The sequence below is a fragment of the Methylobacterium sp. E-025 genome, assembly GCF_022829705.1.
Lineage (GTDB): Bacteria > Pseudomonadota > Alphaproteobacteria > Rhizobiales > Beijerinckiaceae > Methylobacterium.
Genome location: NZ_JAKSYR010000168.1, coordinates 118871 through 131113 on the forward strand (window position 1 = coordinate 118871; position 12243 = coordinate 131113).

Consider the following 12243-nt stretch of genomic DNA (forward strand, 5'->3'; position numbering starts at 1 on the left):
CTACTTCGAAGCCCCGATCTCGACCGAGCCGAACGCGGTGCGGCCGAAGCGTTCGGGGCGGTACATGTCCTCGATGGTCGCGCCGGGATGGACGTAGGTGCCGGGCGAGACCGCGCGGACGGTGTAGGCGGCGGTGAAGAAGGCCGACTGCTCGGGCGAGCGGTCGTAGGCGGCCACGAAGCGGTCGTCGCGGAACTCGGTGTGGACCGGCTGCACGTCGGACTTCGCGAAGGCGAGGCCGGTGAGCGCGTCGGCGTCGAGGAGCTTCGGGTTGTCGATCTCGAGGCCCGCAGGCAGGCGGTCGACCAGCAGCAGGCGGCCGGCGCTGGCCTTGGCCTCCGTCACCTTCAGCACCACCACGAGGCGGTCGTTCTGGCGGATGCCGCGGGCGGGGTCGACGACGCTGCCGTCGAGGCGGTGATAGCTCCGCTCGATGGCGTAGCCGCGCGCGTCGGCCGGCTCGGGCGACACGGGATTGCCCGAGACGCCGACCACCACCTGCACCGGCGCCCGGCCGGTGTTGGCGATCGCCACCGGCCGCTCCAGCGCCGCCGCCCGGTAGCTCCGCGCCAGCGGGCCGGCCTGGGGCGCGCCGTCGACGGTGAAGGACAGCGCGTCGGCTTCCTGCGTCAGGCCCTGGGCCGCCAGCACCATCCAGGTGTTCTCCTGCGTGCTGGTGACCCGCCCGGAGGCGCGCTCCTCGACAAGCACCGCGGAGACCGGGGTCAGCGCGGCCTGCGAGAAACCGGTCTCGGCGGCGAGCGCCAGCAGGCCGGCGCCGTCGCGCAGGCGCGAGCCGTAATCGGCGCGGTAGCTCTGCCTGTCGCGCTCGGACCGGAGCGCCGTCAGCGCGGACTCCATCGCCTTGGCGGCGCGGCCGCGGTCGCCGAGGAGCGCCAGGGCCGCCGCGATCTGCGCCCGCCCGAGGGGGGTGGCGAAGTCGGCGAGCTTGGTGTCGGCGAGGTAGCGCAGGTCCCCCATCACCGGGCGGCCGTTCCGGGCCAGCACGTAGGCCGCGTAGGCGAGGTCGGTGCCGCCGTCGCGCACCTCCGTGGCGTTGGCGACCGCGTTGCGCAGGCGGTCGAGGGCTTGGCCGAACGCCACCTGCGGCACGGCGAAGCCGCGCTCGCGGGCCCGCGTCAGGAAGTCGGTGACGTAGGCCGACAGCCAGAGGTCGTTCGACCCCTGCGCCGACCACAGCCCGAAATCGCCGCTCGCATCCTGGCGCGACAGCACCCGCTCGATCGCCTCGCGGATGCGGGCGTCGACGGTGTCGTCGATGGCCAGCCTGTCCTTGGCCGCGAGCGCGTTGACGTAGAGCAGCGGCATCGCCCGGCTCACCACCTGCTCGGAGCAGCCGTAGGGGTAGCGGTCCAGCGCCAGCAGCAGCGCCGGCACGTCGATGCCCGGCAGCGCGCCGGCCGCCACCGAGACGGTGCCGGTGCCGGGCAGGATGTCGGCGAGCAGGTCCCCGGAGAGCTGCAGGCTCGCGCCGGGCGCCAGCGTGCGCATCTCGCGCCGCACCAGCGCGCCGGTGCCGGGCGAGACGGGAAGCGTGAAGCGCTGGCCGACGCCCGCGGCGAGGCCCGGGCCGGAGAGCGTCAGGTCGAGGCTCGCGGTGCCGGGCCCGGCCGCGGTGATCGGCACCACGAGCTGCCCCTTGGCGCCCGCCTCCAGCCGCATCGTCGTGCGCACCGCCTGCGCCCCGACCAGCACCGGCCCCGACAGGTCGAGGTCGAGGGTGTAGTCGCCGCCCTGCCCCTCGACGTTGTCGAGCGCGAGGAAGACGCGGGAGCGGTCGCCGGCATTGAGGAAGCGCGGCAGCGTGCCGGTGACGACCACGGGATCGCGCACGATCACGTCGGCCGAGGCCTGGCCGACGCGGCTGCCGCTCCAGGCGGTGACCATCACCCGCGCGGTGCCGTTGAAGGCCGGCACCGGGAAGGTGACGCTGGCGCTGCCGTCGGGGGCCACCGTCACCACCCCGGAATAGAGCGCGAGCGGCGCCTGGGTCGGCGGCGCGTCGGCCAGCTCCCCGCCGGCGCCGTCGCCGCCGGAGCGGATCGCGCCCAGCGTCCCCTGCATCCCGTCGATCAGGTACCCGTAGAGGTCGCGGATCTCGGGTCCGAGCGCCTTCTGGCCGAGGAAGTAGGCGACCGGGTTCGGCGCCTCGTAGCGGGTGAGGTTGAGGATGCCGACGTCGACCATCGCCACGGTGACGCGGGCCGCCTCGCCGGCCTTGAGCCCCGCGAGCCGGATCGGCAGGGTCAGGTCCTGGCGCGGGCGCGTCTTCTCCGGGGCCTCGACCGAGACCGTCAGCGCCCGCTCGGCCCGGTCGACCGAGAACCACGCCAGCCCCAGCGCCCGGCCCGGCAGGCGCTTGGCGGCCTGGTCGAGCGGCCGGTAGGCGGTAGCGACGAGGTAGGCGCCGGCGCCCCATTCGGCCTTGACCGGGATCGACACCGTGGCGCCGCCCTCCGGCACGTCCACGTCGAGCACCGCCTGCAGCCGGTCGCCGACCACCGTGACGGTGGCGCGGCCCTTGAAGCGCGGGTTCAGCCGCGCCTGCAGGGTGTCGCCGGCGGTGTAGGCCGCCTTGTCGAGGGTGAGGTCGAGGAGGTCGGGCACCTCGGCCGTCTCCGAGCCGCCCCAGCCGACGCTGAAGCTGACGGAGGCCGCAGCCCCCGGCCGGCCCGGCGCGCTGACCTCGAGGCGGTACTTCCCGAAGCCGAGCGCCTGGGCCACCTTGGCCGGCGCGTCGGCCTTCAGGTCGAGGGTGCCGTCGGCGACCCGGCGCACGGACTTCACCGGCTCGAACGACCAGCGGCCGTCGGCGCGGTACCATTGGTAGGTCTGCTCCAGCCGCGACAGCGTCCAGGTCGCGCCGGCCTGCGCCAGGCGCGTGCCGTCGGGCGCGGCCATCACCACGTCGAAGCCGGCGGTGCCGCCGACGGGCAGGTCGTCGCCAAAGCCCTTGCGGATCGCCAGCACCGGGCCCTCGGGCAGGATCGGCAGGGTGAGGCTGCGCGACAGCGCCCGCCCGCCGGGCTCGCCGACCGCGAGCGTGATCTTGGCCTCGACCGGGCGCGGCGCGGCCAGCGCCTGCACCGGCACCGCGACCACGGCCTCGCCCTTGGCGTCGGTGGCGGCGCGCGCCTCGATCTCCTGGGTCGAGGCCTCGATCGCCTCGTCGTCGAGGCCGACCGAGAAGCCGTCCAGGCCCTTGATGCCGCTCGCGGCCGCCGCCTGCACGGTGACGCTGCCCGAGACGTCGAGGCCCGAGCCCGGCGCGCCGTAGAGGTAGCGCGCCGCCACAGCGACCCGGGCGGCCTCGCCCCGGCGCAGGCTCGGCTGCTCGGGCTTCAGCGTCACCTCGAGCCGCTCGGGGACGTAGTCCTCGAGCAGGAACGAGGCCTCGCCGACGGCGGGCGCCTTCGGATCGGTGAAGGCCTGGATCCGCCAGGTGCCGTGCATCGCGCCCGAGAGCAGCGGCAGCGGCAGCGCCCGCCCGCCGAGGCCCTGGTCGGCCACCGAGACGCGGCGGTACTCGACGCCGTCGGGGCGCTTGACCACCAGGGTCAGCGGCAGGCTCGGCACCGCCTTGCCCTGCCCGTCGCGGAGGAGCGCGGTGATCTGCACGGTCTCGCCGGAGCGGTAGACCCCGCGCTCGGGGAAGACGTAGGCCTCGATCGAGCCGGCGTCGGCCCGGCCCTTCACGCCGCGGTCGGTGAGGTCGAAGGCGGCGAGGTCGAGGTCGAGGAAGCCGTAATCGTCGCCGACCTGCGCCACCACCAGGCTCGGGGCGACGCCGCCCTCGCCGTGGGCGAGCCCCGGATCGAAGGCGGCGTGGCCGCTCGCGTCGGTCCGGCGCGCGGCCAGCACCTCGTTGTTGCGGGCGATCAGGCGGATCTCGGCGTTCGCGACCACCGTCGCGCTGGCGAGCGAGCGCGCGAAGACGTGGACGCCGTCGCGGCCCTTGAAGGCGGTGAGCCCGAGATCGGAGACCACGAACCACTGCGTCGCCTTGGCCTCGTAGCCGCCATCCTCGCCCGCCGCGGTCGCGGCGGTGCCCGAGGCCTGCGCCAGCATCACGTAGAGGCCGGGCTCGAGCCGGCCCACCGCCTGGAGCACCGGGAAGGCGGTGACCGATTCCTGGTTGACCTCGGCCTTGGCCGTGTCGAGCGTGCCCTTCCAGACCTGGACGCCCTTCTGCGCGGCGATGGTCCGGGCGGTGGCGCCGTTGAGCTGGCCGAGGAACTCCTCCGACCGCAGCGACGGCAGCAGGCCGCGGTCGCCGATGCGCAGCACCTCGACGTCGACCTTCGGCGCGTTGACCGAGACCAGCGGCACCCCCGCCTGCCCGGTGCGGGGCAGGACGTAGTTGCGGCCGGTGAAGCGCACCTGGGGGGCGCGGTCGCGGACGTAGACCTCGTAGTCGGCCGACTTCAGCAGGCTCTCGCCCACCGCGGAGGGCAGGCCCTGGCGCACGACGAAGGCGTAGGAGCCGCCGTGCTTCAGCCCGTCGACGCAGACCTGGGAGCCTTCGGCCGTGACCGCGGCGTTGGTCGCGCCCGACACCGCGACGAAGGGGGCGAAGTCGGCCTTGGCCGCCAGCGGCTCGGAGAAGGTGAAGCACACCCGCGGGGCGGCGGCGTCGGCGTCGACCTTGTAGTCGAGGATGCGGAAGCCGTGCTCGGCGCGCATCGTCTCGTAGGCCTCGCGCACGGGCGCCACGTCGTTCAGGGCCAGGCTCGCCCCGTAGGCTTCGAGCGCCGGGCGCCACTCCGCCCGGCCGCCCTGGATCTCGGCGAGCAGCGCCAGGGCCTCGGCCGCCTCGGGCGCGCTCCGCGCGCGCTGGTAGGCCTGGTAGGCGGCGGCCGGGGCCCGGCCGCGCAGGCGCGCGCGGCCCTCGTAATCCTTGTTCTCGTCGTCGCCGGCGACCGCGTCGGCCGCCCGCGCGTAGCCGAGCCAGGCCTGGACGTCGGACGGGTCGGCCGCCACCGCGGCGGCGAAGGGCGGCAGCGCCTCGGCGGCCTTCTCGTCGGCGAGCAGCGCCTCGGCGGCGCGGCGGGATTGCCCGGGCCCCTTGAGCGCGCCGGCGGCCTCGCCCTTCAGCGACGTTTCGAGCCGCACGGCCGCGCTCGCCAGCCCCTCGCGCACGAAGGTCCTTGCGATCGCCGGTGCGGGCCGGGCCGCGGGCGCCGGCCTGGGGACGGCACGGGCGGCGGGCGCCGGCGCCTGCGCGAAGGACGGCGTCGTCGACGGCGCCGCGATCAGGAGCCCGGCCAGCAGGCCGATCCGACGCCCGAACCCCGATCCTAGCATGATCGTCCTCGCCCTGTCGCGCCGGTCGGCCCCTCGGGGCCGAGCCGGCGATTCGCGTGGCGCAAATGCCGGGCGGACCGTAGCACCCGCCCCGCCGGCCGCAATCAGCGCGGGGCCGCCGTCGGCCCCGTCCCGCCGAAAATCGGGTCCGCGGCGGCGGCGTCGACGATGACCGCCGCATCCTCCCGCAGCAGGAAGCCCTGGGCCTCGGCCTCCCGGGCCGCCTCGCGCACCCGGTTCACGTAGTCGGCCTGGCTCCGGTAGCGCTCGGCCAGCGACGGCGGCCCGCCCTCGGTCGCCCGTCGCGGGAAGGGCCGGTAGGCGCCGACGAGCGAGCAGGTGAAGGTGGACAGCGGCGCGTTCTGCAGGCCGTGGACGCCGAGCGGCGCCACGATGTCGGGCAGGCGCACGCCGCCGACGGGATTGCCGTCGGCGTCGCGCCGCGGCACCTGGACGACCGCCCCCTGCAGGGTCCTGGGCGCCTGCAGCACGCTCGCGTCGCCGGTGGCCGGCACCAGCGGCATCAGCCGGGTCCCGGGCGGGGCGAGGTTTTGCGCGACCCAGCCGTCGAGGCGCTGGAGCGTGGCCCGGGCCACGGGAGCCCAGTCGAGGCGGCCCGGCGGCAGGCTGCAGGCCTCGGCCCGGACCACGGTGACGTGCGAGGCGCCGGCGACGTCGTACATCCGGACGTTGGCCGGCAGCGCGAGGTCTTCGGTGCCGGTGGCGCCGGTGCGGCCGAGCGAGGCGCGCAGCGACGCGTAATCCGTGGTCGAATTCAGGAGCATCGCCTTCGGCGCCACCTCGCCCCGCGCCTCGGCCGCGGCGACGATCGCGCCGATGGTCAGCGGCCCGTCGTGGACGCCGGGAAACTCCGGATCGGCAAAATTCGGCGCGCCGTCGGCGCTCGATCCCGGCCCGGTGCCCGATCGCAGGATCGGCAGCAGCCCCGCGCCCGAGACGAAGACGTGCATCCCGTCGAAGACGCGCCGGCCGTCGGCGCGGTTGAAGCCGTGCAGCAGGAAGGTCTTCAGGAAGCGCCCGTCCTGCGACTTGCCGGTGGCGAGCGTCCGGCTCACGCTGCCGGCGAGCGGGTTCGGCGTGCCCGCGGCATCGGCCGCCGCGTGGGCGAGGAAGTCGGCCGTATCGCGCACGATGGCGAAGCCGATCCCCTCGACGAAGCGCCGCTGTCCCTCGCCGTCGGTGAAGGACGGCAGGTCGGCGCCCTGGCCGAGCTCCCAGTACACCTCGGCGACCCGGTAGCCGCGATCCTCCAGGAAGCCGGTGCCGGCATCGAGGTTGCCCGACGCCATCGGCAGCGCCCGCGGGCTGTTGTAGAGCGCGTGGGCGTAGGCCTTGCCGCGATTGGGCACGTCGACCAGCAGCGCGCCGTTGCCGGCGGCCGCATCGACCGGCAGGAACAGGATCACCCGCGCCGCGTACTCGACCCTGCCGGCGGCGTTGCGCGTCGCCCTGTCGAGATCGGGAATGCCGGCCTCGCCGGGCGCCAGATCGCCGACGACGCGCCCCTCCCAGCGCGCATAGGCCCCCGCCGCGAACGTGCCGTAGGGCTGCTTGGACGCGATCTCCAGGCGGACGACCCTGGCCTCGGCCGCGCCCGCGCCGAGGGCGAGGAGGAGGGCTGCGGCGTGGAGGATGCGTGGCATGGGAACCCCTCGTTTCGGCAGAGCCTGACGCCGTCGCAGCGTGCCGGCCCGGGGGACGATCCGGGGGCGGATGGAACCGCGCTCGGCGCTCGATCCCGACATGGAACGCCCGATGCGCGCGGCCGTCACTTCCGCAGCGGCACGCCCTTCGTGGTGAAACGCGGCGCGCCCGGATGGCGCCCGGGTCGCGGCTGGCCGCCCGCCTTGCCCAGGCCCGTTCCCGGCGGCTGCGAGAGCGGGACGAGCTGGTCCGGCCGCGGCCCGATGAGATCCGCGCGGCCCATCGCCCGCAGCGCCTCGCGCAGCAGGGGCCAGTTCTCGGGGTCGTGGTAGCGCAGGAACGCCTTGTGCAACCGGCGCTGGCGCATCCCCTTGATCGCGTCGACCGGCTCGCTGCCGCCGCGCCGCACGCCCTGCAACGGATTGATCTCGGTGTGGTACATCGTCGTGGCGGTCGCCATCGGCGAGGGCAGGAACGTCTGCACCTGATCGGCGCGGTAGTCGTTCTTCTTGAGCCAGACGGCGAGGTTCATCATGTCCTGGTCGGTCGTGCCCGGATGGGCCGCGATGAAGTACGGGATCAGGTAGTATTTCTTGCCGGCCTTCTCGGCGGCGGCGTCGAACATCTCCTTGAAGCGGTCGTAGGTGCCGATCCCCGGCTTCATCATCAGGTCGAGGGGGCCGCGCTCGGTGTGCTCGGGGGCGATCTTCAGCCGGCCGCCGACGTGATGGGTCACGAGCTCCTCGACGTATTCGGGGCTCCGGACCGCGAGGTCGTAGCGCACGCCGGAGGCCACCATCACCTTCTTGACGCCCTTGACCTCGCGGACCTTGCGATAGAGCCGGATCAGGTCGTCGTGCGAGGTGTTCAGGTTCGGGCAGATGTCCGGGAAGACGCAGGACGGCAGCCGGCACGCCGCCTCGATCTTCGGGTCCTTGCAGGCCATCCGGTACATGTTCGCCGTCGGCCCGCCGACATCCGAGATCACGCCGGTGAAGCCCGGGGTCTTGTCGCGGATCCGCTCGATCTCGCGCAGGATCGAGCCTTCCGAGCGGTTCTGGATGACGCGGCCCTCGTGCTCGGTGATCGAGCAGAAGGTGCAGCCGCCGAAGCAGCCGCGCATGATCGTCACGGAGAACTTGATCATGTCCCAGGCGGGGATCTTCGCGTCGCCGTAGGCGGGATGCGGGGCGCGGGCGTAGGGCAGGTCGTAGACCGCATCCATCTCCTCGCTGGAGAGCGGGATCGGCGGCGGGTTCAGCCACAGGTCGCGGTCGCCGTGGCGCTGGACGAGGGGGCGGGCGTTGCCGGGGTTGGCCTCCCGGTGCAGCACCCGCGAGGCGCGGGCATAGGCCTCCTTGTCGTCCTTGACCTCGTCGTAGGCGGGGAGCCGGATCACGGTCTCGCCGGGGCGGCGCATCGCGGCCTCGTCGGCCGAATCGAGGTCGTCGGCGGGCAGCTCGGCGTAGTGCGCGGGCACGCGGCGGAACAGGGCGACGCCCCGGACCGAGTCGAGCTCGTGCGCCGCCGCGCCGGCCGCGAGGCGGTTCGCCACCTCGACCACGGCGCGCTCGGCATTGCCGTAGAGCAGCAGGTCGGCCTTCGCATCCGCGAGGATCGAGCGGCGCACCTTGTCGGACCAGTAATCGTAATGGGCGATGCGGCGGAGCGAGGCCTCGATGCCGCCGAGGATGATCGGCACGTCCTTGTACGCCTCGCGGCAGCGCTGCGTGTAGACGATGGTCGAGCGGTCCGGGCGCCGGCCGCCCTCCCCGCCCGCGGTGTAGGCGTCGTCGTGGCGCAGGCGACGGTCCGCCGTGTAGCGGTTCACCATCGAGTCGAGATTGCCGCCGGTGACGCCGAAGAACAGCGCCGGCCGGCCCAGGGCCTTGAACGGCTCCGCCGATTGCCAGTCGGGCTGCGCGATGATGCCGACCCGGAATCCCTGCGCCTCGAGCAGCCGGCCGATGATGGCCATGCCGAAGCTGGGATGGTCGACATAGGCGTCGCCCGTCACCAGGACGATGTCGCAGGATTCCCACCCGAGCGCGTCCATCTCGGCGCGGCTCATGGGCAGGAACGGCGCCGCCGCCTTGGAAGACGGCCGCTTGCAGGCGAGGGGAGCCGGGGATCGACTCGCGGAAGCTTGGAGGAGGTCCATGGGGCCCGTGCATAGACCGCCGGGGCCGCGACCTCAACGAACGGCGCGGCGGGTCATCACGGACCAGCCCGGCCCCTACCCCTCCTCGCCCGGCATCGCCGTCGGCCAGTCGACGATCCGGTCCGGGAGCTCGTCGTCGGAGAACTCCTCCTCGTTGCCGGCCATCCGGCCGCGGATCGAGATGCCGGCGTCGTGGACGCTGTTGCGCGAGCCCGAGATCAGCGGGTGCCAGTCGAACAGCGGCTCGCCGTCGCGGACCAGGCGGTAGGCGCAGGTGGGCGGCAGCCACGGGATCGTGCGCACCGCCTCCGGCGTGAGGCGGACGCAGTCCGGCACGCGGACCTGGCGCTTGGCGTAGTCGCGGCAGCGGCAATGGTGGCCGTCGAGCAGCGTGCAGCCGACGTCGGTGTGGTGGACCTCGCCGGTGTCGTCGTCCTCGAGCTTGAGCAGGCAGCAGCGGCCGCAGCCGTCGCACAGGCTCTCCCACTCGGCCGGCGTCATCGCATCGAGGGATTTCTCCCGCCAGAACGGCAGGGCGGCACCCGCGGGGGCGGGCTTGGGGTTCCCCATCGGGAACACCTCTCGTGTCTCAAGGGCTGAAGCGCTCTCCTGTGCCGCATGGGCGCCGGCCGCGCAACCTCGCCCCGGGGCCGCCCCAATCCCGCATCAAGGTTGACGCGACCTTTCTCGGGCGCCCGCCGGACCCATCGCCGCGAGGGCCGCGTTCCATCTCGCGAAAGGCCCCGCGGCTTGGTAGAGAGGGGCACGGCCCCGTCGTCCGCGGGTCCGTCGAGGCGTCTCTAGGAGCCGGAACCCCGTCGTGCGCCTGCCGAACGTCTCTCGTCTTCTCACCCGCATCAGGCACGCGTCGCTGGCCTTCGACGCGTGGGTCAATGCGGGCCTCTACGACAGCGGCGTCTCCGGCGGCGCGGCCTACGGCCGCTTCCAGGAGCGGATGAAGGTCTTCGCCTTCCGCGGCTGGAAGCGGGTCGCGCTCGACCTGACGAGCGAAGCCACGACGCTCGGCACCGGGGCTGCGATCCTGATGCTGGCGATGGCGCAGCCCGCCTTCAACCTCACCAGCGACAACTGGCTGAAGCAGCAGGACCTCGCGGTCACCTTCCTCGACCGCTACGGCACCGAGGTCGGGCGGCGCGGGATCAAGCACGACGACTCGCTCAAGCTCGACGAATTCCCCGACATCATGATCAAGGCCCTGGTCTCGACCGAGGACCGGCGCTTCTACGAGCACTGGGGCATCGACCCGATCGGCACGATGCGGGCGCTGGTCAACAACTCGCGCGGCGGCGGCAACACCCAGGGCGGCTCGTCGATCACGCAGCAGCTCGCCAAGAACCTGTTCCTCACCAACGAGCGCTCGCTGGAGCGCAAGATCAACGAGGCCTTCCTGGCCCTGTGGCTCGAGAGCCACCTGACCAAGAACGAGATCCTGAAGCTCTACCTCGACCGTGCCTACATGGGCGGCGGCACCTTCGGCGCGGTGGCGGCGGCGGACTACTATTTCGGCAAGCCGCTGAAGGACATCAGCCTGGCCGAGGCCGCGATGCTGGCCGGCCTGTTCAAGGCGCCGAGCAAGTACGCGCCGAGCGTCAACCTTCCGGCGGCCCGCGCGCGCGCCGTCGACGTGCTGCACAACATGGTCGAGGCCGGCTTCGTCACCGAGGGGCAGATCCAGACGGCGCTGCGCAACCCGGCGACGCCGGTGACGCGCACCCGCGACATCACCGCCGACTACTACCTCGACTGGGCCTTCGGCGAGATCAAGGCCATGGCCGACGCGGGCAAGTTCAAGAGCGACCGGGTGCTGACGGTGAAGACGCCGCTCGACCTCGGCATCCAGAAGCGCGCCGACCAGGTGGTGGCCGACATCCTGCGCAAGTCCGGCGAGGCCTACGACGTCGACGAGGCGGCGATGGTGATCCTCGATCCCGACGGCGCCCTGCGCGCGATGGTCGGCGGCGCCGATTACGGCGAGAGCCAGTTCAACCGCGCCACCGACGCGCTGCGCCAGCCCGGCTCGTCGTTCAAGCCCTACGTCTACGCGGCGGCGCTGAGCTCGGGCCTGTTCCGGCCGGACACGGTGGTCGTCGACAGCCCCGTCTGCCTCGGCAACTGGTGCCCGCAGAATTACGGCCGCTCCTATTCCGGGCGCCAGCCGATGTGGCTCGCGGTGGCCAAATCGATCAACACGATCCCGATCAAGGTCTCGATCGCCATCGGCAAGGGCCTCGGGATCAAGGGCGACTTCCCGGCGGCGAAGGCGGGCCGCGCCAAGATCATCGACACGGCCCACCGCATGGGCATCACCACCCCGCTGGTCGATTCCGTCTCGCTGCCGATCGGCTCGGCCGAGGTCACGGTGATCGACCAGGCCGCGGCCTACGCGGTGTTCGCCAACGGCGGGCGCAAGGCGAAGCCCTACGCGGCCTCCGAGGTGAAGAACTCCAGCGGCGAGGTGATCTACCGGCACGACGACGAGAAGCCCGAGCAGGTGCTCTCGACCCAGGTCGTGGCCGACATGAACTACATGCTGAACAAGGTGGTCGAGGAGGGCACCGGCCGCCGCGCGCAGCTCGAGGGCATGAAAGTCGCGGGCAAGTCCGGCACCACGAACGCCTACCGCGACGCGTGGTTCGTCGGCTACACCGGCAACTACGTCGCCGCGGTCTGGTTCGGCAACGACGACCACACCTCGACCAACAAGATGACCGGCGGCTCGCTCCCCGCCTCCGCCTGGCACGACGTGCTCGAGGTCGCCCACCAGGGCATCGAGCTCAAGCCCCTGCCGGGGCTCAAGGCCCCGAACGCCGCCGCCGCCCAGGCCGCCGCCGCCGCCCCGACCGATCCGGCCGCGACCAGCTACGGCAAGCTCTCGCGCCGGAGCTTCGAGGTGATCGGCGGCCTCAACGGCCTGTTCCGCACCGTCGAGCGGGCCCGGCCCGATGCGGGCGAGGCCAAGCCCGCCGCCGGCGAGCCGCGCCCGGGCGCGAGCCTGGCGCCGGCCGCCACGACCCGCGACGTCGCCGAAGGCACCCGCTCCGTCGGCGGCCGCTTCGAGACCCGGTGACGGC

5 protein-coding genes are annotated in these 12243 nt (G+C 73.3%); 1 reads left to right on the top strand and 4 read right to left on the bottom strand.

The window, feature by feature from the left end; all coding sequences use genetic code 11:
- The 4 genes from MKK64_RS24800 to MKK64_RS24815 all read right to left on the bottom strand — a co-directional run bounded on the left by MKK64_RS24800 (position 1) and on the right by MKK64_RS24815 (position 9721).
- Positions 1-5325: an alpha-2-macroglobulin family protein gene (locus tag MKK64_RS24800; RefSeq protein ID WP_243938222.1), complete on the bottom strand. Its 5325-nt coding sequence runs from the start codon at positions 5323-5325 to the stop codon at positions 1-3.
- 104 nt (positions 5326-5429) lie between these two features.
- Positions 5430-6989, bottom strand: a complete 1560-nt coding sequence (locus MKK64_RS24805) for an alpha/beta hydrolase domain-containing protein (RefSeq protein ID WP_243938223.1) — start codon at positions 6987-6989, stop codon at positions 5430-5432.
- 125 nt (positions 6990-7114) lie between these two features.
- Positions 7115-9061, bottom strand: coding sequence for a YgiQ family radical SAM protein (locus MKK64_RS24810; protein WP_409568008.1), 1947 nt, complete (start codon positions 9059-9061; stop codon positions 7115-7117).
- Between the two features lie 165 nt (positions 9062-9226).
- Positions 9227-9721: a YcgN family cysteine cluster protein gene (locus MKK64_RS24815; protein ID WP_147728252.1), complete on the bottom strand. Its 495-nt coding sequence runs from the start codon at positions 9719-9721 to the stop codon at positions 9227-9229.
- 250 nt (positions 9722-9971) lie between these two features.
- Here MKK64_RS24815 and MKK64_RS24820 point away from each other — a divergent pair, with 250 nt between their 5' ends.
- On the top strand, positions 9972-12239 hold the full coding sequence (locus MKK64_RS24820; RefSeq protein ID WP_243938228.1) for a transglycosylase domain-containing protein: 2268 nt from the start codon (positions 9972-9974) through the stop codon (positions 12237-12239).
- Positions 12240-12243 lie beyond the last annotated feature (4 nt).

What these genes read in the sequence shown, in the direction of transcription:
- MKK64_RS24800 (WP_243938222.1), bottom strand. Translation starts at nt 5,325, where the DNA reads ATGCTAGGATCGGGGTTCGGGCGTCGGATCGGCCTGCTGGCCGGGCTC.
- MKK64_RS24805 (WP_243938223.1), bottom strand. Translation starts at nt 6,989, where the DNA reads ATGCCACGCATCCTCCACGCCGCAGCCCTCCTCCTCGCCCTCGGCGCG.
- MKK64_RS24810 (WP_409568008.1), bottom strand. Translation starts at nt 9,061, where the DNA reads ATGAGCCGCGCCGAGATGGACGCGCTCGGGTGGGAATCCTGCGACATC.
- MKK64_RS24815 (WP_147728252.1), bottom strand. Translation starts at nt 9,721, where the DNA reads ATGGGGAACCCCAAGCCCGCCCCCGCGGGTGCCGCCCTGCCGTTCTGG.